This is a genomic window from Nocardia sp. NPDC041819 (genome assembly GCF_055590505.1).
In genome coordinates this window covers 245,779-265,446 of record NZ_JBVJAP010000008.1, presented here as the reverse complement: position 1 = coordinate 265,446, position 19,668 = coordinate 245,779, and the positions used below count along the sequence as shown (strand labels likewise).

The 19,668-nt window shown below is 67.5% G+C and carries 19 protein-coding genes and 1 tRNA gene; 10 read left to right on the top strand and 10 right to left on the bottom strand.

All coding sequences use genetic code 11. From position 1 onward, the window contains the following. Positions 1-223: 223 nt before the first annotated feature. Positions 224-574, bottom strand: a complete 351-nt coding sequence (locus ACZ6DL_RS23575; RefSeq protein WP_466054194.1) for a hypothetical protein — start codon at positions 572-574, stop codon at positions 224-226. A 119-nt stretch (positions 575-693) separates the two neighbouring features. On the opposite strand from ACZ6DL_RS23575, the gene ACZ6DL_RS23570 reads away from it, so the two are divergent. Then, positions 694-1,179, top strand: coding sequence for a tyrosine-type recombinase/integrase (locus ACZ6DL_RS23570; RefSeq protein ID WP_466054193.1), 486 nt, complete (start codon positions 694-696; stop codon positions 1,177-1,179). Between the two features lie 43 nt (positions 1,180-1,222). Here ACZ6DL_RS23570 and ACZ6DL_RS23565 read toward each other — a convergent pair. Together ACZ6DL_RS23565 and ACZ6DL_RS23560 are read right to left on the bottom strand one after the other, a co-directional pair. Then, positions 1,223-1,296, bottom strand: a tRNA-Pro gene (locus ACZ6DL_RS23565). A gap of 104 nt (positions 1,297-1,400) precedes the next feature. After that, a complete protein-coding gene (locus ACZ6DL_RS23560; RefSeq protein ID WP_466054191.1) occupies positions 1,401-2,204 on the bottom strand; it encodes an SDR family oxidoreductase in 804 nt (267 codons plus the stop codon). A gap of 227 nt (positions 2,205-2,431) precedes the next feature. Between ACZ6DL_RS23560 and ACZ6DL_RS23555 the strand changes: the two genes are divergently transcribed. Beyond that, positions 2,432-3,640 carry an IS110 family RNA-guided transposase gene (locus ACZ6DL_RS23555; RefSeq protein ID WP_466054190.1) on the top strand — a complete coding sequence of 403 codons (1,209 nt, stop codon included), beginning with the start codon at positions 2,432-2,434 and terminating at the stop codon, positions 3,638-3,640. Here the strand turns inward: ACZ6DL_RS23555 and ACZ6DL_RS23550 are convergent. After that, a complete protein-coding gene (locus tag ACZ6DL_RS23550; RefSeq protein WP_466054188.1) occupies positions 3,542-4,264 on the bottom strand; it encodes a TetR/AcrR family transcriptional regulator in 723 nt (240 codons plus the stop codon). The two genes, ACZ6DL_RS23555 and ACZ6DL_RS23550, sit on opposite strands and share 99 nt — an antisense overlap. An 819-nt stretch (positions 4,265-5,083) precedes the next feature. Continuing rightward, positions 5,084-5,809 (bottom strand): GNAT family N-acetyltransferase, encoded by a 726-nt coding sequence (locus ACZ6DL_RS23545; protein ID WP_466054186.1) that lies wholly within the window; start codon positions 5,807-5,809, stop codon positions 5,084-5,086. 175 nt (positions 5,810-5,984) lie between these two features. Between ACZ6DL_RS23545 and ACZ6DL_RS23540 the strand changes: the two genes are divergently transcribed. The 4 genes from ACZ6DL_RS23540 to ACZ6DL_RS23525 all read left to right on the top strand — a co-directional run bounded on the left by ACZ6DL_RS23540 (position 5,985) and on the right by ACZ6DL_RS23525 (position 9,982). Then, positions 5,985-6,560, top strand: coding sequence for a TetR/AcrR family transcriptional regulator (locus ACZ6DL_RS23540; RefSeq protein ID WP_466054185.1), 576 nt, complete (start codon positions 5,985-5,987; stop codon positions 6,558-6,560). A gap of 73 nt (positions 6,561-6,633) precedes the next feature. Then, positions 6,634-7,422, top strand: a complete 789-nt coding sequence (locus ACZ6DL_RS23535; RefSeq protein WP_466054183.1) for an oxidoreductase — start codon at positions 6,634-6,636, stop codon at positions 7,420-7,422. A 153-nt stretch (positions 7,423-7,575) separates the two neighbouring features. Then, positions 7,576-8,400 (top strand): MBL fold metallo-hydrolase, encoded by an 825-nt coding sequence (locus tag ACZ6DL_RS23530; RefSeq protein ID WP_466054181.1) that lies wholly within the window; start codon positions 7,576-7,578, stop codon positions 8,398-8,400. Positions 8,401-9,067: 667 nt separating this feature from the next. Next, on the top strand, positions 9,068-9,982 hold the full coding sequence (locus tag ACZ6DL_RS23525) for a class I SAM-dependent methyltransferase (RefSeq protein WP_466054180.1): 915 nt from the start codon (positions 9,068-9,070) through the stop codon (positions 9,980-9,982). A 122-nt stretch (positions 9,983-10,104) separates the two neighbouring features. Here the strand turns inward: ACZ6DL_RS23525 and ACZ6DL_RS23520 are convergent, their stop codons facing one another. Then, complete coding sequence (locus tag ACZ6DL_RS23520) at positions 10,105-11,343, bottom strand: alkane 1-monooxygenase (protein ID WP_466054178.1); 1,239 nt, start codon at positions 11,341-11,343, stop codon at positions 10,105-10,107. 601 nt (positions 11,344-11,944) lie between these two features. Next, positions 11,945-13,246, bottom strand: coding sequence for a lipase family protein (locus tag ACZ6DL_RS23515; RefSeq protein WP_466054177.1), 1,302 nt, complete (start codon positions 13,244-13,246; stop codon positions 11,945-11,947). A gap of 191 nt (positions 13,247-13,437) precedes the next feature. Here ACZ6DL_RS23515 and ACZ6DL_RS23510 point away from each other — a divergent pair, with 191 nt between their 5' ends. From ACZ6DL_RS23510 to ACZ6DL_RS23500, 3 genes are all read left to right on the top strand, one after another. Beyond that, the gene (locus ACZ6DL_RS23510; protein ID WP_466054175.1) at positions 13,438-13,977 is read left to right on the top strand and encodes a TetR/AcrR family transcriptional regulator; all 540 of its coding nucleotides are present in this window, start codon (positions 13,438-13,440) and stop codon (positions 13,975-13,977) included. 117 nt (positions 13,978-14,094) lie between these two features. Beyond that, complete coding sequence (locus ACZ6DL_RS23505) at positions 14,095-14,751, top strand: SRPBCC family protein (protein WP_466054174.1); 657 nt, start codon at positions 14,095-14,097, stop codon at positions 14,749-14,751. Continuing rightward, complete coding sequence (locus tag ACZ6DL_RS23500) at positions 14,751-15,158, top strand: ArsR/SmtB family transcription factor (RefSeq protein WP_466054172.1); 408 nt, start codon at positions 14,751-14,753, stop codon at positions 15,156-15,158. Before ACZ6DL_RS23505 ends, ACZ6DL_RS23500 begins: the two co-directional genes overlap by 1 nt. Before the next feature lie 33 nt (positions 15,159-15,191). Here ACZ6DL_RS23500 and ACZ6DL_RS23495 read toward each other — a convergent pair whose 3' ends face one another. Continuing rightward, on the bottom strand, positions 15,192-16,451 hold the full coding sequence (locus ACZ6DL_RS23495) for a KasA/KasB family beta-ketoacyl-ACP synthase (protein ID WP_062973381.1): 1,260 nt from the start codon (positions 16,449-16,451) through the stop codon (positions 15,192-15,194). A gap of 106 nt (positions 16,452-16,557) precedes the next feature. Here ACZ6DL_RS23495 and ACZ6DL_RS23490 point away from each other — a divergent pair, with 106 nt between their 5' ends. Beyond that, on the top strand, positions 16,558-17,526 hold the full coding sequence (locus ACZ6DL_RS23490) for a GlxA family transcriptional regulator (protein WP_466054170.1): 969 nt from the start codon (positions 16,558-16,560) through the stop codon (positions 17,524-17,526). On the opposite strand, the gene ACZ6DL_RS23485 is transcribed toward ACZ6DL_RS23490, so the two are convergent. Beyond that, on the bottom strand, positions 17,523-18,239 hold the full coding sequence (locus ACZ6DL_RS23485; RefSeq protein ID WP_466054168.1) for an HAD family hydrolase: 717 nt from the start codon (positions 18,237-18,239) through the stop codon (positions 17,523-17,525). The two genes, ACZ6DL_RS23490 and ACZ6DL_RS23485, sit on opposite strands and share 4 nt — an antisense overlap. After that, a complete protein-coding gene (locus ACZ6DL_RS23480) occupies positions 18,236-19,531 on the bottom strand; it encodes a cation:proton antiporter (protein ID WP_466054166.1) in 1,296 nt (431 codons plus the stop codon). The genes ACZ6DL_RS23485 and ACZ6DL_RS23480 overlap by 4 nt, the downstream gene beginning before the upstream one ends. Positions 19,532-19,668: the final 137 nt, after the last annotated feature.

Genomic DNA, 19,668 nt, shown 5'->3' with positions numbered 1-19,668 from the left:
CTCAACCACCGTCTCCACCATCTTCCGATGACTCCCCGGCACCCCGCTCACATCAGCAGTCGCAGTGCAGGTTCTAACCGTTCCAGGCGCGCCAGAACGGTGACGCATCGTTCCCGGCCGCCGCCAGTAGGGCGGTCTTCAGTGCGCCGGGTCGTACATCGGTGTCGGCGAGCTGGGTTTCAGGGAGCCCGTGCCGTCCGGGTTCATTGTGTCGCGGCTGCGGTTATCGGTCGGCGTGCTCCGCGACTTGGCGTAGGTATTCGCGGATCAGTTCGGCCAGCCGTTGGTCCAGTTCGTCCAGTGCCCGCGCGGGCCGACGCGTGCCCGGTGTTGCCGCCGCGCTGTATTCGGTGCCTAGTATCGTCAGCGCACGTTCACGCGGGCGACAGGGTGATGGGCAGTGGTGGTGCACGCTCAGGCTGCGGATCGCGTCGTCGGGACTGAGGTGCGCGCCGGGATCGACCGCGCAATCGGTGTTGGCGATGTTGCTGTCATGGATCGCGGGCTGTGTGGTGCGGTTGGCGATCCTGGCCGCGTCTCGGCCGCCGCGCCCCGGCGGGTCCTCGAGTCTCATCGGGTCGCTCCCCAGGTTCCGAGCGCGGCCCAGCAGCAGCGCCAGGCCCGGGACACGAGGTCGAAGACGTTCGAATCCGAGGAGGTCGGCGGCGGCAGACGACGCCGGGGCCAGGTGGATTGCAAGACAAGGGCACGAAGGGCAAGCGGTCGCGTCCGATTCCGTTGATCGAGGAGATTCGTCCGCTGATCCTCAGGCGGATCAACGAGGCGCGCGCCCGCGTTGAGCGTGGCCAGGAGGAGGCGAGCGAGAAGCAGCGGCGAGAGGCGCTGTTGGATGCTCGGCTGTTCGTCGGGCCTCGGGGAGGTCGCATCCAAACGGGAGTGCTGCGGGATGCGACCCATTGGGACGACGTTGTGACGAAGCTCGGATATGAGCATCTGCGGCGTCACGATCTCCGGCATACCGGGCTGACATGGTTCGCGGATGCCGGGGTTCCGCTGCATCGGCTTCAGCGGATCGCCGGGCACACTGATCCCAGGATCACGCAGCGGTACCTACACCCGGATATCGCGACATTGCAGGAGGACGGCAATCAGCTGTCGCGGCACCTGCGGGGCAAGTCTGGCCCCAGATTGGCCCCAACTCTGCGGGCGGTACCGTAAGAAAAAATCCCCTCCGATGCAGTTCGGAGGGGATTTTTCTATGTCGGGCTGACAGGATTTGAACCTGCGACCACTTGACCCCCAGTCAAGTGCGCTACCAAACTGCGCCACAGCCCGTTGCGCCCGCTGTGCGGGCGCTCGAAGAGATTACCGCACGAGGCCGGAGCGGTGCTAATCGCCTAGTCAGAAGGGGTGCGGGGTGGTGGAGGACGGGTGTGTTGTCAGCGGTAGTCGTTCACGTGGTCGACCGCCCACTGGGCGAAGGTGCGGGCGGGCGTGCCGGTGATCGACTGCGAAGTGGGGCCGACCGGGCTCGGCTCCGTTCCGGCTGCTGCCCACATATCGAGGACTGGGCGGTAGTAGATGTCGGCTGCTTCCTCGTAACTCAGCTCGATCAGTTCGATCGGCTCGCCCAGGGCGGCGGAGATGGCGGCGACCTGCTGGCGATGCGACAGGGATTCGGGGCCGGTGAGCGGGTAGATCTTGCCCGCGTGGGACGGGTCGTCGAGGGCGGTGACGGCTGCGGCGGCGATATCGTCTTCGTGGATCGGCGTCAGTTGCAGGCCCGGGAAGGGGACGCGGACGACGCGGTCGGCTCTGATGGTGGGAAACCAGGTGCGGGCGTTGGCGGCGAAGGCGCCCGGCCGCAGGACGGTCAACGGCAGGCCCGATGCGCGCAGCGGGTTCTCCACCGCGAGATGGCGTGCGCCGATGGGATTGTGCCCGTTCGCCGCCGCGATGGAGGACAGCAGCACGATGTGGGCGACTCCGGCGGTCTTCGCGGCGTCGATGAAGTTGTCGATGCCCTCGGCGGCGGCGTAGCAGAAGACTTTCTCGATACCCGCGAGGGCGGTGGCGACCGATCCGGGGTCGCTCGGGTCGAGCCCGACGAGTTCGACACCGTCCGGCACGGTGGTGTCTGCGGGGCGAGAACTGGCCGCCCGCACCGGTTTTCCGGCCGCGCGCAGTTGATCGAGGACAGCTCGGCCGACGATGCCGCGAACGCCGGTGACGAGGTAGGTCATGGGGTTTCTCCCTAAGTTTGTAGGTGTCTGGGGTTGATGCCCTGGATGCCCAGGGCGGTGGGGTGTAGCTGATGGGTTTTTGCCTGTGGTGAGGCTCGGAAGGACTGGCTGCCCCACCGCTTTGGACGCTCCGGCCGCTGATTGAGAGCTGATGCGGATCGTCGCTGTTTAGGGATCTGACGGCGGGGCTGTCCTCGGGCCGAGACCGTGACGGCAGGAGTCGGTAGGTGAGTGATCGCCCGGAGCTGTGGGTGGGCATCGATGTCGGCAAACAGACGCATCACGCGTGTGGGATCGACTCGGACGGGAAAGTGGTGTTCCGGCAGAAGCTTGCCAACGATCAGCGGGCTATCGAGCGGCTGATCGAGCGGGCCGGGCAGGCCGCCACACGGGTGCGATGGGCCATCGATCTGACCAGCCCTATGGCGTTGATGCTGATCACGGTCCTGCTGGCGGCCGATCAGGCGGTGACGTATGTGCCCGGCCGGGTCGTGAACACGATGACCGGCGGGTTCCGTGGCGAGGGCAAGACCGACAGCAAGGACGCGCGGATCATCGCCGAAACCGTCCGGCTGCGCAGGGATTTGACCGAGGTCACCATGCCCGATGAGCTGGTCGCCGCGCTCGGCCAGCTGACCAGCTACCGTGCTGACCTGATGGGCGACTGGGTCGCCGGGATCAACCGGCTGCGCGCTCTGCTGGGGTCGATCTTTCCCGGCCTGGAGGCCGCGTTCGACTACTCCAACCGGACCCCGTTGGTGCTGGTCGCCGGACTGTGTACTCCTGCTGAGATCCGCACCACCGGGATCGACGGCCTCACAGCGTATTTGCGTGACAACGGTGGCTGGCCCGCCGCGATCGGCAAGACCGCGGCCACCGCGATCGCGGCCGCCCGGGCCCAGACGATCGCGCTGCCCGGCGAGGCCGACACCGCGATGCTGGTCAAACGGCAAGCACGCAAACTGCTCGATCTCGACCGCGAGATCAAAGAGGTCGACAAGCTGATCGCGACGCGGTTCCGCACCCACCCGTGGGCGAAGATCATCGAGTCGCTGCCGGGCATGGGCCCTGGCCTCGGGGCGGAGTTTCTCGCCGTCACCGGTGGCGATCTCGCCGCGTTCGCCACTGCGGGCCGGCTGGCCTCCTACGCCGGGCTGGTGCCGGTGCCTCGCGACTCCGGCCGGATCACCGGCAACCTGCACCGGCCCAAACGCTACAACCGGCGCCTGCGCAAGGTGTTCTACATGGCCGCGCTGTCCAGCCTTCGCACCGAAGGCCCGTCCAGGCAGTTCTACGACCGCAAACGCGACGAACGGCTCATCCATACCCAAGCCCTCCTAGCCCTCGCCAGACGCCTGGTCGACGTGCTCTGGGCCCTGCTGCGCGACGGACGCGAATTCACCCTCCACATCCCCCTCCCGGCCGCAACGGCTTGACAAGTTCATTGAGAGTCCTTCGGAACGGGAATCGGTGAGATGGGTCAGGATGCGGCGCAACTGTTCGCCGTAGCGTCGCTCGAATTCCGTGGTCTGGGCTTCCATGCCGAACAGCTCGCGCACCTGGACCGGTAGCAGCAGAGGGGCGATGACCATGCCCATCACCGCGAGCTGGAAGGCGGCCGGGTCGAGGTCGGCGGCGATCTCACCGCGCTGCTGACGGCGTCTGGTCTCGGCGAGATCGCTCTCCGAGATCGGCTGCTCACCCGACGGCGCGGCATCGGATAATCCTTGCCACATGAGCAGCCGGATGCCGCGCGGATCGCGCAGCCCGTCGCGCAGATAGTTCGTGACCACCTCCGCCAGCGGCAGCTCCGGATCGTTGAAGGTGGCCTCGCGCTCCAGCCAGCTCTGCTGGAGCGCTCGGTACAACCCTTCCTTTCCGCCGAAGTAGTAGGTGATCAACTGCTTGTTGACGCCGGCCCGCTCGGCGATGTCGCCGACCCGGGCCCCCGCATAACCTTTCGCGGCGAACTCGTCCAAGGCCGCTTCGAGCAGGCAGCGTTTGGTGCGTCCGGCGTCGCGAACGCGATGGGCGGGATCCGGGGTGCGATGAGTCGGCACCTCCCCCAGAGTAGTCCATATTTTACATATGGCTAATTGTTTTAGACAGATGAAAAGTAGTGGGGTGGCCCGCAGTGCGACAGACCACCCTCACGTCCGACTCAAAGAAGACTCAGGGGCGGGGACTCCGGAAAGGTGACCGGGACCGTAGCCGGTGCGCGATGGAAGGAGCTCGGGAGCCACTTCGTCTCCGCAGCTGGGATCGCCAGCCGGATCTCCGGCAGCGCATCCAGCAGTTGGTCGAGCGCCTCTTGGACGATGACCATGCCGACCGACTGCGCGGGGCAGGTGTGCGGGCCGCAATTGGCGCCACGATCCGACTCGGCCGTCGAACCGACCGGTCCGCCAAAATCGTTCGATCGCAGCGTAATTCGACTAACGTTGGGAAAGCATACTCAGCTCCGTCAGCGTTCGCAGCGCGAACTTTCCGAGACGGCGAGGACCCGGTGACCGTCCGGCAGAGGCAGCCGCGCAACTGATCTCGCACCGCCGGGCGCGGCGGTAGGCAGCATGTTCTCCTGCCCGGCTACCGCCCTACGGGCGCCGCCGGTCGACTACGCGCGGATCGGCGCGTTCGAATTTTCGAGTCGGGTGGTCACCGGCGGGCATTCTCGCCGAGCGATCAGCGGGCGTCACCGCGCTGTCGACGGGGCATACCGGTTACCGGCGAGGCGCGGCGAAAGTCGATGCGTCTTGTCGAGTCGACCATTCCCGCGATAGGAGGGCGGGCGTGGTGAACTACTCGCTTCAGGTGCCGCGCTTCGTGAATGGGGCAATCACGTGCCCGGTGAACTGCGACGTAGCAGCAGCCGCCGCGGATCATGGCAGGCGACGCACAGGCGGTGCCTGCACGACCGTCAATGTCGAACGTTTGCGCAGCGTGAACCCGAGCTTCTCGTACAAACCGATCGCCGTCGCGTTGCGGGCGAGCGCATGCAGGAACGGTGTCTCATCACGCGCGCGGATGCCCGCACCGACCGCGCGGACCAGGCGTGTGGCGAAGCCGCGGCCACGGAATTCCGCGTCGGTGCAGACGGCGCTGATCTCGGTCCAGCCAGGCGGATGCAAGCGCTCCCCGGCTATCGCCACCAGTCGGCCGTCGACCCGCAGGCCCAGGTAGTTACCCATCTCGATGGTTCGTGGCGCGTAGGGGCCGGGTTCGGTGCGGGCGATCAGCGCCAGGATCTCGGGCACGTCCGCCGCGGTGAGGACTTCCAGTTCCGGGTCGTGCGCGACGCGTAGGGCGGTGCCATCCATTTGCACCGAGTCCATCTCGTCGAGCACCGTCCAGCCATCCGGAGGCACGTGGCCGTGGCCGCGCAACGCGGTGCTGCCGCCCGGTCCGAGGAGGGTGGCCAGGTCGGCCCAGTCCTGTTCGTTCAGCACCGGCGGGTGGCCGACGAACCGGGCGACCTCCGGGTCGTAGCGCCCGACCCGTCCCACCCAGCCGGCGAACCGGCGGTGCTCGCCGCGCAACGACGCCCGCACCGGGTCGTCCAGCGGGTGCAGCGAGATATCGACGTCGATGGTCGACTCAGTGGTCACCGCGCACTCCTCCCACAACAGCGTCCGACCCGAGAACGTTAGCGAGACGCACGACCGATGAGCACGGGTTGCGCTCAACGCGATTCCGGCACCGTGGCCTGCCGGGGCGTCGGAACCACGGCGCCGATCGCAGGCCTTCTTGACCTGTCGGTCTAAAACGATTACGGTTCGGGTCATGGGCAGGCCGCGCAACTTCGATCCGGACACGGTGGTGGACCGGGCGATGGAGACGTTCTGGACCCACGGGTACGCCAACACCTCGCCCGCGCAGCTGGCCGAAGCCACCGGCATCGGAAAAGGCAGTCTGTACAACGCTTTCGGCAGCAAGCGTGCGTTGTTCGACCTGGCTCTCGACCGTTACGACCGGCTGGGTGTCGAGTTGGCCGCGGATATCCTGACCCGACCGGGCACCACCCGCGATTGCCTGGCCGCCTTCCTGTGCGGCCTGGCGGACTCCGATCTCGCGCAGCCCGTTCGGCGCGGCTGCCTGGCGGTGAACACCGCCATGGAAATGGCGGGGCACGACGCGGAGATCGCCCGGGCGGTCCGCGTGACACAGGATCATATGATCGCTGCGTTGGAGGCCCGGATCGATCAGGGGAAACGCGATGGTGACGTGCGCGCCGACACCGAGCCGCGATCGATGGCCGAGTTCTTGATGAACACCGTCGTCGGCCTCCGGGTGATGGCCAAGACCTACGATGCGCCCACTCTGCATCGCATTATCGACACCGCTCTGACCACCCTCTGAATCGAACCGCCCGCCGTGGGCTCGTTCGCTGCCCATATTTTTGACCTGTAGTTCAAGAAGGAAAGGTTCCATCATGGATCTAGAACTGTCCGGCAAGACCGCCGTCGTCACCGGTGCCAGCCGAGGCATCGGCTTGGCCGTCGCCGAAGCATTGTCCGCCGAGGGCGTGCGGGTGGTCGGGGCCGCGCGCACCGTTACGCCCGAACTCGAAAAGGCCAGCGTCGCAGCGGTTCCCGTCGACCTCTCCACCTCGGAGGGAGCGGCCCGGCTGATCGGCGCCGCACTCGACGAACTGGGCGGCATCGACATCCTGATCAACAATGTCGGCGCCGTGAATGCCGCGCGTCTGGAACTGGGCGGCTTCCTCGACGTCGAGGACGAGCAATGGCGAGAGTTGTTCGACCTGAATCTGTTCAGCGCGATCTGGGTCACCCGCGCGGCACTGCCCAGCCTGCTGGAGCGGCGCGGCGCGGTGGTCACCATCTCGTCGATCAACAAACATCTTCCGGCGGCGGGGCCGGTCGGCTACAGCGAGGCCAAGGCCGCGCTGACCGCGCTGACCAAGCGGCTCAGCGAGGAGTTCGGGCCGCGGGGGGTGCGGGTCAACACCGTCTCACCCGGCGTAGTCGGCACGCCGATGTGGCGCGGACCGCACGGCGTGGGTGCCAAGTTCGCCGCCGCTCAGGGGCTTTCGCAGGAGGAACTGCTCGCGGCCGTGCCGGAGCAGTTCGGCATCGCCTCCGGCCGGATCAGCGAACCGGAGGAGGTGGCCGCCCTCGTCGCCTTCCTCGCGTCACCCAAAGCCGCCAATATCGTCGGTGCGGACTACGTCATCGACGGTGGGACATTGAAGATCGCCTGAATTCGGCTGCCGGGGGAGTCTTCGCGTTCCGGCTGCGACGCCGTGGAATACGTTCGTGCCCTTAGCGTTCGAGTGGCGAACGTGGTAGGAGTGGGTCGCGGCCGGAAGCGTAGACGGGTAGGGTGGCCGGACGGCACGGATAGGAGCGGACTGGTGCGTGTCCATCATCTGGATGCCGGGGGGACCCGTCCTTTCGGAGGCCGTTTGTTCGACGGCAGGCCGGGGCTTCGGCGCAATGCGGCCGGGGCGTGTCATTGCTTGTTGATCGAGCACTCCGCCGGATTGATTCTGGTCGACACGGGTTACGGCGAGCAGGCGCTGGTCCGGCCGGATGTGTGGGTGGGGCGGCAACTCATCCGGCAATCGCACCCGGTTCTCGACCTGCCGATCGCCCGGCAGGTCGAGGCGCTGGGCTTCTCCCGCGATGACGTCCGCGACATCGTCGTGACGCACCTCGATCTCGATCACGCGGGTGGTCTCGCCGACTTCCCCCGGGCCACCGTGCACGTGCACCGAGCGGAGCTGGACGCCGTCGAAGGGCCCTTCGGTCGTCGCGAGAAGTTCCGGTATCGACCGGTGCAGTTCGAGCACGGACCCAAGTGGTCGGTCTACGGGGAGTCCGACAGTCGCGCGGAGCGCTGGTTCGATTTCCAGGCGGTGCGCGAATTGCGGGGCCTGCCCCCGCAGATACTCATGGTTCCACTGGCGGGCCACACGCGCGGTCACGTCGGCGTCGCCGTCGACACCGGGGACGGCTGGCTGCTGCACGCCGGGGACGCCTACACCTACCACGGCCAAATGCGTGCGCAACCGTCGATGCCCTTGGGAACGCGGGTTTTCCAGTGGTATGTGGACACTGGGCGGCGGGCCCGCATCGAGAACCAGCAGCGGCTCCGGGAACTCGTCAGCGACCACGGCGACGCGGTGACGGTGTTCTCCGCGCATTGCGCGACGGAGTTCGAGCGGCTGAGCAGCTGACCGCGGTGGCTACCAGGGCCGGCCGCTGCCGTAGAGCACGTGCCCGGGTTCGGCGAACGCGAGCGGGGCCGGCAGCGCCCCATTGATGCCGACTTTTTCGGCTACCTCTGTCTGCGGACGAATCCGTGCCGAACGCCTGCCGGGTGGTCGCGCGCGAACGCCGTGACGACGTTGTCGCGGCGGCGTGCCGAACTCCGCGCCGAGTGCTGACCGACCCGTCCGAGGCCGGGTGACAGGCGCTGCGGACTTCGTGTTGTACGGCCAAACCTAGCTATCTGTGGGCATCGTGACCTGAGTAGTGCGCTACCCGACCTGAGCGGTCGTCGGTCAGGCGTGGGTGAGCCCGGTCGCGCATACTCGCGCAGGTCTTGCCGCTGCGCGCCGCTCGGCCGCACAGGGTAAGGCTCGGCGTCCGCGCAGCGGGGAATCGAGCTGCAGCTGTCCTCGTGTTTGCCCGGCTGGCCGGTTCGCGAGCTCTGCGCAGGGTGGGCGAGGTAACGTGAAGGTGTCGGCCGGGGTCGGCTACGTGATCGACGGCGTGGCGGCCGCGGTGGCAGCGCGTAGTCGGTGCGTCTTCGGACCTCGTGGTCGTATCCGGCCGGAAGCCGTCAGGGCCCGGAGGCTTCCGCTGAACAGCAGTGCTGGTTCGCGAGAAAGATCCGCCGTCATGAGTGTGTACGTACCCCTGTACCGCGAGGTCCTGTCGCGGGAGGAACTGCCGGACGAGTTCTTCGGACTCTTCCTCGACCCGACCCGCACCTACAGCTGCGCGTTGTGGACCCACCCCGACGACACCCTGGAAAAAGCCCAGACGGCGAAGATCGATCTCGCCTTGGCCAAATGTGATCTCCAACCGGGGATGACCCTGCTGGACGTCGGGTGCGGCTGGGGATCGACCATGCTGCGCGCCATGGACACCTACGGGGTGAACACGATCGGGTTGACCCGCAGCCGCAACCAGTACCGGTACGTGCGGGACATGCTCGTCGACCGGCTGATCCGTGGCCGCCCCTACGGCGGGGTGCGAGTGCAGGGCTGGGAGGACTTCGACCGGCGCGCCGACCGGATCGTGTGCGTCGGGGCGATGGAACACCTGCCGGTGGACCGCTATGGGGAGTTCTTCGAGTTCGCCTACCGGATCATGCCCTCGGACGGAGTGCTGCTGTTGCAGACGGTGGTCAGCCACAGCCGCGATCATCTGCGGGCGCACGGCACCAGGATCACCAGCGACGACTTCGCCTTCTTGCGTTTCCTGCGCGAGACCATCTTCCCCGGTGGCCAGCTCCCGCTGTCGTTCGGCCACTACCCCAAAGGAATCACCGAATACGCGCAGGACGCCGGATTCACCGTCGCCGACGTCCAGTCGCTGGGACCGCATTACACCACCACATTGGGCTGCTGGGCCGACGCCCTGCACGAACACCGAGACCGGGCGATCGAGCTGGCCGGGCGCGACACCTACGACGCCTACATCCGGTATCTCACCGGCTCGGCCGAGTACTTCCGTCGTGGGCATATCGACGTCATGCAGTTCACCTGCCTCAAACCCGACGCTCGGTATCGGTCCCCGCTGCTGCGCTGAGTCCGCCCGCCGGCGGTGGCGCATCGCCACGGCATCTGCCTGCCTGCTCGCCGAGTGCAAACTGCGCACCGTGCTGTGGCACTCGGCGAGTCGCGGACGGATGCGTCAGCGATCCGCTCCGGTCAGAACCGGACCTCCGTCGCGCCGGTCGACGGGCTCATGCTGGGGGTGCGGCGCTCCGCGGCCCGCCGTACGTTCTCGCGCGGGCGTGGATTGCGGATCGGCAGGGTGAGCCTGCGTCTACGGGGCTTGGTGTTGATGAGCGTCATGTCGCCGTTGTAGTGGGCCAGGACCCGGGGATCCATGACCGCGCGCCACAGTGGCGGGATGATGGCCAGCAGGACCATGGTGGCGTAACCGGCGGGGAGCTGGGGCGCCACGTCGCAGCTGCGCAGGGTCTGATAGCGGCGGCCCGGATTGGCGTGGTGATCGCTGTGGCGCTGGAGGTGGAACAGGAAGATGTTGGTGACCAGGTGGTCGCTGTTCCAGCTGTCGCGTGGCGAGCAGCGGGCATAACGGCCGTCCGGGCGGCGGGCGCGCAGCAACCCGTAGTGTTCGACGTAGTTGACGGTCTCCAGCAGGCCCGCGCCGATGAGCGCTTGGAGGGCGAGGTAGGGGATGACGGCGGGACCGAACACCACGATCAAGGTGGTGAACAACGCCGCGCTCATCGCCCAGGCTTGCAGGAGATGGTTGCTGGGGCTCAGCCAACGTTTGCCGTTGCGGGCAAGACGCTGGCGCTCCAACGTGAGGGCGGAGCGGAACCCGCCCGTCATGGTGCGGGGGAGGAACTGCCACAGCGATTCGCCGAATCGGGCGCTGGCCGGGTCCTCGGGGGTGGCGACGCGAACGTGGTGGCCGCGGTTGTGCTCGACGAAGAAGTGCCCGTAGCCGGACTGAGCGAGCGCGATCTTGGCCAGCCAGCGTTCGAGACGTTCGGCGCGGTGGCCGAGTTCATGCGCGGCGTTGATGCCGATCCCGGAGACGAAGCCGAGGGTGACGGCCAAGCCGAGTTTGTCGACCAGGCTCAGCTCATGGCTTGCCCACAGGTAGCTGGCGATCAGCAGGCCGATGAACTGCATCGGCAGGAAGAGGAAGGTGCACCAGCGGTAATAGCGATCGTTGGACAGTGCCTCGTAGTCCTCGTCGCGGGGATTGCTGCCATCGTCGCCGATGGCGAAATCCAGCAGCGGGATCACCCCGAGGATGATGATCGGGCCGATCCACCAGAACAGCTCCAGCCCGGTGTACAACACCAGCTGTGAGGGCAATAGCGCGCAACCCGGGGCGATCAAGCCCAGAATCCAGAGGTAGCGCTTGGGGTCGCGGGCTCGCGTGTGCTCGAAGATCGTCATAGTCATCTCGCCGATCCGTCAGGACGACACTCAACCGACAGTTCCGACTGCGGATAACACCTACAACGTGCACGACTATCCAGGATAGCTAGAAGTTCGCTGTGTAGGGCTGAACCGTCGAAACCGTTGCCTGAGCTGGCGATCTCCGCCCGGCGATGGCGCATCGCTGACCGGATCGGCCCGCGCCTTCGGGGCAGGCGCCGCCGCGTCGGGTACGGAACGATCCGTGCCGGATCTGCGAGTATCACCGCTGCGCGCACCTGAGCGGCTCGGGCAGGCGGGGATGGGCCAACTCCGACATTCGAACCTTTCTGTACCGAAATCGACCTAGCTGACGAGCGGTGAGACAGCAAATTCGGTGCAAGTAGACTCGCCGGCCCTGGTTCCAGGAGCCACGGGACGATCGTGGGGGTGGAACTCGCCCGCCGCACGGTAGATCTGTGCTGTGCCGGGCAGCAGATCGGCCGCGGCTCGGTCGTGGGACCGAACCGCGGCCGACCACCGTGCATGGAGATCATGGCACTACGAGCCGAATCGCTGCGCGAGGCGCCGTGCCGAGTCCCCGATCGAGATACCGACGGTATCCGAGCGGGTCACGCTTCGCAAATCAGGGCAGCGCCCCGCAGTTGGTCGGAGCGGGCTGGTCCGCGAGCCGCTCGGTCATCCACTGCTGGGAGGCCACCAGCGACGGGAAGAACGCCAGCACGTGGGTGGCCCGCAATCCGCTGATGACGCTGGGCAGCTCGCCGTTCGCGTTCAGCTGGACAGGAGCGCCGCCGCCGCACCACCCGGCCGCCAGTTCACGGACGGGCACGTAGGGCGCGCCCTCGTCGATCGGGCTGGAGGCGATGAGCACGGGCACTCCCGGAGTGAGCGTCCCGACGCGCTGATCGGTGAACGCCGCCTTCAGGATCGGGGACTGATCGATCACCGCGGTGAGCGGTTGCCCGCTGGTGGTCCACTGCGAGGTGTTCGGGAACTGCTGGGCCAGTCCGAGCGGTACGGCGCACTTTTCCAGCGACTCGCGCAGGATCGCCTTGCCGGTGTCGTTGAGTTCGGCGTCGAGCACCGGGCGGGTTTCGGGATAGTTGGCGGCGATGCCGTTGAGAATCCACGCGAAGGCGGGTCCGAGGGCGGGACGGCCGTCGTTGAAGCCGATGAAATATTCGTCGTCCACGACCGGGCCGCCGGCGTAGGCGCCCCGCACGTTCAACTCGGGGGCGTAGCTCGGCTGCAGTTCGGCCGCGGCTGCGGAGGCCATGCCGCCCTGGGAGTATCCGTACAGAATGACGGGTGAGCCGGGATGCAGGCTGGTGCCCGGCAATTGCAGCGCCGCTCGCGCCGAGTCGAGCAGCGCGTAGGCCTGAGATTTCCGGTTCAGATAGTCGTGTACCGCCGGCGTGCCCAGGCCGTGGTAATCGGTCACCATGACCGCCATGCCGCGGGCCAGCAGCGTGTACAACGCCAGCACGTCGTATTCGACGATTACGTCGAACGGCGGCTGGTATTGGATGAATTGCGCCAGCAGTTTCGAAGGCGCGCACTGATCGCCTTGCCCCTTCGTGCCGACCGCGTAGGCGATCAGCGGGCGCTCGCCCGGGCCCGTCCACGGCTGGGCGGGTTCGAGGTACGTCCCCACCACGGCAGCGCGGTCGCCGTGGGTATCGCTGCTGGTGTACATGATGCGCGTGGACGTGGCGGGGACCTGTCCCGGCTGTCCGGGGACCGAAAGCGCCAGTCGCGACGATTCGGTGCGGATGATGGAGCCCGGCGCGCCCTCCGCCGCCGCGGGTGGAATGTAGAACTCGTCGCCGGCCACGGCTTGCGCGGCCGGTTCCGTCCATGCGTGGGGGGCGGCGACCGCCCCGGCTCCGACGACGATGAGGGTTCCCGTCAAAGCTGTGGCCAATCTGAGTATTCGGCTCCTCACGATGCGATCCTTCCTGCGATTTGGGATACCCATGGCATCTAGAATCGGATACTGAGAGTATCTGTAAGGGGTAGAGATTGTCTGGGAATAGCGATGAGTGTCGGCGGCTTCGGGGAGAAGGGCGTTCGCGGCCGACTCGAGCGCAGAGCCAAGCGCGGACGCGCACTGTATTGATCACCACCGCCAAACGGCTTTTTCTGGAGGACGGCTATCAGGCGACAACTCTGGACAAGGTCGCGAAAGCCGCGGGTTTCACCAAAGGGGCGGTGTATTCGAACTTCCGCACCAAAGTCGACTTGTGTCTGGCCGTGCTCGATGAAATCCACGCCGAGCGGGCGGCGGAGGTCGCCGAGATCATCGCCGCGCCCACGGCTGCCGCGCGCCTGAAGCGGATGACGGAGTGGGCCGAGCGGGTGGTCGGCGATCCCGACTGGACGCAACTCGAACTCGAGTTCAGCGTTCACGCGCGACGCGACGAGCACCTCCGTGCCGAATTGGCGAGCAGGCTCGCCGACATCGCGGGAATGGTCGGCGCGGCCTTGCGGGCGACGGAGGATCTCGACACCCCGATGCCGAGGACCGAAGCCGCCGTCGCGGTGCTGGCGCTCGGCGTGGGGCTGGGTTTGTTCCGCTCGATCGATCCCGGCATCCCCGTCGCGGGGATGATCTCCGCACTGCGTGCCATCGCGGGATTGTCCCCGAACGGCTGACAAGACGGCGGCCGGCCGCGTCCCGTCCAGGCGGGGAGTGGATGGAAACGCTGGAGTGGTGTTGCGGCCACCGCGAGGGCCGCTAATATAAGTCAAAACTTATTCAAGGAGGTTTCCATGCCACTGTTGACCGATCCCGCAGCCATCGCCGGGCTCGTCACCCGCGAGGTCCGCACCGGATCCCGCGACGGCGCGCCGACGCGGATCGCCGTCGCCCGCCGTCGCTACCCGACGGATCAGGCGGATCTGTGGGACGCGCTCACCGATATCGAGCGGATTCCGCGCTGGTTCCTGCCCGTCAGTGGTGACCTGCGCGTCGGCGGGCGCTATCAGCTGGAGGGCAACGCCAACGGTGTCGTCGAGGAGTGTGATGCGCCGGAACGTTTCGCCGTGACCTGGGAGATGGGACCGCAGGTCTCCTGGCTGACGGTCCGTCTCACCCCCGCCGAGGACGGCACCGAGCTGGAGTTGGCGCACGAGGCGCCGGTCGATCCGGAGTTCTGGACGCAATTCGGACCGGGGGCGGTGGGCGTGGGCTGGGATCTCGCCCTGATGGGCCTCGGGCTGCACTTGGCGAGCGGAGATCCGGTCGACCCCGCCGAGGGCATGGCCTTCCCGACGACGCCCGAGGGCGTGACGTTCGTACGGACGGCGGCGCTCGGCTGGGCGGAGGCGGCGGTCGGCGACGGTGACGACCCGGCCGCCGCGAACGCTGCGGCGCTGCGGACCGTCGACTTCTACACCATCGACCCCGCACACGGCTCCGAGGCCTGATGGACCGTTCTCCGGCGAAGATCTTCGAGGCGCTCGGCGACCCGGTCCGCCGGTTCATCCTCGAAACGGTGGCGGCCGACGAACAGCCTGCGGGCGCGCTGGTCGCCGCCGTGCGGCAGCACACGCCGATTTCTCAGCCCGGCGTCTCCCAGCACCTCAAGGTGCTTCGCGACGCCGGGCTGGTGCGGGTCCGCGCCGAAGGCACGCGACGGCTGTACGCCCTCGACTCGGAGGGTATCGATGCCGCCAGGGCATGGCTCACCGGACTGGTCGACCCACTGCACCAGTTCGCTCAACCGCTGGACGCGCTCGCGACGGAGATCGCCCGCGGGAAACGCGCTCGCCGCGGTGCCGGGACCGGTCGGCCCGGCGAAGAGAATTCCGGTAGTCGCGCCCGTCATGCGTGACCCGCACGGGTGGCGGGCCACGCATGACTGCGGTCAGCAGCGCCCGAAGACGACGGCCGCGTTGTGGCCGCCGAAACCGTAGGAGTTGTTCAGCGCGTATTCGATGTTCTGGGTGCGCGCGCTGCCGTGCACGATGTCGAGATCGATCTCGGGGTCCTGATTGTCGAGGTTCAGCGTGGGCGGCACCACCCCGTCCCGGACGCTGAGCACGGTCAGGGCGGCTTCCACCGCGCCTACCGCGCCTACCGAGTGTCCCAACGCGGATTTCGGCGCGTAGACCGAGGCGTGGTCGCCTACCGCCGCTCGGATCCCCCTCGCTTCCGCCAGGTCCCCGAACGGGGTGGCGGTGGCGTGCGCGTTGACGTGGTCGATATCGGTGGCGCTCACGCCGGCCGTTTCGATCGCGCGGCGCATCGCTCGAATGTTCCCCGCGCCGTCCGGGTGGGGCAACACCATGTGGTAGCCGTCGGCGGTCAGGCCCGCGCCCATCAGGCGAGCCAGGGGCTTCGCCCCGCGCGCCCGCGCGTGGTCCTCCGACTCCAGCACGAACAACGCGGCGGCTTCGCCGAACACGAAACCGTCGCGATCCCGGTCGAACGGGCGCGACGCGGCTTCGGGTTCGTCGATCCGTGTGCTCAATGCCCGCATCATCGAGAATCCGGCCACCGCCAGCGGATTGATGCGGCCCTCCACGCCGCCCGCGACGACGATGTCGGCCTCGCCGAGGATGATCGAACGCCACGCGTGCACCAGCGCCTCACATCCCGAAGCGCAGGCCGAGACGGGCGTGATCACGCTGGCTCGCGCGCCGAGTTCCAACCCGACCACCGCGGCGGCGCCGTTCGGCATGGCCATGGGCACCGCGAAGGGAGACACCTTGCGGTAGCCCGCCTCGCGCATCAGGTCGTTGGACTCGATGATGGTGTCTGCGCCGCCGAGACCGGTGCCGATGCAGACGCCGAGACGATCCAGATCGACTTCCGGCCTGCCCGCGGTGTCCCAGATCCGATTGCCCATGACATAGGCGATCTGCTGGACGTAGGACATGCGGCGCTTCTGGACGCGGCTGAGTTCGTCGGTCGGATCCAGTTTGAACTGGCCGCCGATGTCGACGGGAACCTGGAAGCGCTCGAAGTCGGGGTCTTGCACCTTCGCGATCCCGGTTTCCCCGGCGAGCAGTCCTTTCCAAGTCGCATCGGTGTCGGCGCCGACAGCGGTCGACATCTCGATAGCAGTCACGACCACACTCCGGAACCCTCCGTTGGTGGTGGAGAAGTCCGTGATATCGGACATCAAACCCCTTCTTTCGGCTTGTCGGCTCGGACGCTCAAGCGAGGCTATGTGCGCGCCGGAAGGCTGGGGTAGTAGCCCGAGTGCCGATCACCGCTACGATCGGGCCATGGAAGCGGATGGGGAAGCGCGTCGGGTCACCGTCGTCATTCCCGACGAAGTGGTTGTTCTGGATGCCGCGATTCCGATCGACGTGTTCGGCTCCGACCCCAACTACCGGCTCGAGGTGTGCGCGGTCTCGCCGATGGCGACGACCTCGGTGCCGGGGTTGTCCTGCGTGGCGACGGCAGGGCTGGAGGCTCTTCGTCACGCGGGCACGGTGGTGGTGCCCGGTTACGCGTCGTACGGGGAGCCGCCGCCGGAACCGGTGCTGCGAGCGCTGCGCGACGCCCACGCGCGAGGCGCGCGAATGCTGTCGATCTGTACCGGTGCTTTCGCTCTGGCCGCCGCGGGACTGCTGGACGGCCGTCCCGCTACGACGCATTGGCGGGCCGCGCCGCTGTTACGGAGCCGGTATCCGAACGTCGAGGTTCATGCCGATCGCCTGTTCGTGGACGACGGTGACGTGCTGACCTCCGCGGGCGTGACCAGCGGAATCGACCTCTGCCTGCACGTGGTGCGCAAAGACATCGGCGCCGCGGCCGCCAACGAACGCGCCCGCGACCTGGTGGCGCCACCGGTGCGCGAGGGCGGTCAAGCCCAGTACACCCGGCAGTTCCTGGAGCAGACGTCCACCGGCCTGCTCTCCGACACACGGGCGTGGATTCTCGCCAACCTCGACCACCGGCATTCGCTCGAAGACCTCGCCAAGCGATCGAATCTCTCGCGTCGCAGCTTCATCCGGCGATTCCGGGAGGAGACCGGTACCTCCACGCACGTCTGGATCACCAGCGCGCGCCTGAACCAGGCGCGGGAACTGCTCGAGACGACCGAACTCCCCGTCGACCAGATCGGCTATCGCGTCGGCCTCGGGAATCCGGCCAACACCCGCGCGGTGTTCAAGCGTCACCTCGGTGTCAGTCCGGCGCAGTACCGGCGCACGTTCACGATCGGAAACCGGCGGGTGCCGGGGACCTAGCCGGGCAGCCGCTGCGCGGGATAGCCGTGCAGTCGCGGATCGGAGTCGCCGACGACGACCGGATGACCGACCAGCTCGAACATCGCGGTGTCGGAGTGGTGATCGCCGAACGCCGTGCAGGACGACAGGTCGATGGCCGCCCGCTCGGCGTAGCGCAGCAGGGCTGCGGACTTGTCGGCACCGACCATCGTCGCCAGGACCTCGCCGGTGTACTTACCGGCGGCCGTCTGCATCGTCGTGCACAGCACCGAGGTAGCGCCGACGGCTTCGGCGATCGGGCGCAGCGCCGGGGTGAAGGAGCCCGATACCAGGATGATGCGAGTCCCGGTGCGAGACAGTTCCTCCAGCCTGCCCCGTACCGCGAGATTGAAAAACGCCGGGTCCGCGACGCGGCTCGCGAACCACTCGTCGCCGACGCGTCGCACGTCCGCGAGGTCGCGGCCGGCCCATAGCCGGTAGAACCACCGATGGGATTCGGCACGGCTCATCCCCGCCGCCCGCAGCGCCCGGAACTCCTCGACCACGCCATCGGCCTGCGCGCCGCACCCACGGCGCCGCGCGTCGAACACGAACAAGGACAGGAAAGTGATGCAACGGACCAATGTTTCGTCGACATCCACGAAAGCCGCTGGGACAGCGCATTCCTCGCCGCCACGTGGCCTCGCCGGCCGATCCGCGTTGGTGCGGCCCGTGGTTTCTCCGCGTTGCCTCATGGGGCCGTTGCCTCTGCCTCGACGGCGGAATCGCTGTGCCGCTGTTGTTTCGTCGTCCCCGGCGGCCGGTCACCGCGAGGGGTGGTGATACCGCAGAGCTTCAGCAACGGCGCTGTCATCGCGGTGGTGATCAATGCCATCATGACCAGCAACGAGTACAGCCGCTCGTCGATGACGCCGATCGTCAGCCCGATGTTGAGGATCACCAGTTCCGTCAGGCCTCGGGTATTCATCAGCGCCGCGAGGGCCGCTGCTTCCGCCCTGTCGCTGCGGCCGAGCCGGGCGGCCAGATAGGTGCCGCCGAGTTTGCCCACGAGGGCGGCGAACATGATCGCGGCGAATTCGGCGATACCGGCGCGATCGATGGCACCGAGATCGACCTGCAGGCCGGCCACCACGAAGAAGGCGGGTAGGAAGATGCTGCTCAGCAGTTGCGCGCCGCTGTCGACGGCCGCGCGCAGCCGCCGGGGGAACACGACCCCGAACAGGAACGCGCCGAAGATCAGATGCAGTCCGAGCCATTCGGTGGCGGCGCCCAGCAACAGTGCGCCTGCGACGCCGAGGAAGACCATGTTGCTCGTGTTCTTCTCGGAACCGGCGCCCGCGAGCCGGTCGAGAGCCGGGCGCACCGCCCACCACAACACCACGACCAGCGGGACGAACAGCAGCAGCCGCCAGTGGTGATCGAGGCCGGGCCGGGCGATGCCGATGACCACCGCCAGGACACACCAGGCGAGGACGTCGTCCAGCGCGGCGCAGGTCATGGCCGACTGGCCCAGGCGGGTGCCGAGCAGCTTGCGGTCGTGCAGGATCCGGGCCAGCACCGGAAAGGCCGTGACGGCCAACGCGCAACCGATGAACAGCGCGAAGTTCAGCCGGTTGCCGCCGTCGTGCCGGGCCAGCGCCCACAGCGCGACGACGGAACCGAGCGCGAAGGGCACGAGGTAGGCCGAGAGCGCGATCCCCGCGACCGACCGCCGCCGTCCGGCGACCGATCGCAGGTCCATCTCGAGACCCGCCGAGAACATGAAGATCATCACGCCGACGTTCGCGAATGCCGTGAGATACGAACGAGTGTCGTGCGGAAAGACCGTCTCGGACAAGTGGGCCCCGAGCACCGTCGGCCCCGCGAGTATGCCCGCCACGATCTCGCCGATCACCGCGGGCTGTCCCACCCTCTCGGCCAGCCAGCCCAGCAGGCGTGCCGCGCCCACGATCAAGACGAGGTCCAGTAACAAGAAGATCATTTGGTCGCTCGGCAACGCCTCGACTCCGTTCGACATTGAGGACATCGCGGGACCGGATCCGATGTTCGCACGGGACATCGCCGTCACGCATCGACCGCAGCGCGGAACCCCCGAAACATGGACTGCCTGCACTGAGACGATATCGCATCCGCCCGGCGGCCGAGCGTGCAGAGTGATCTACG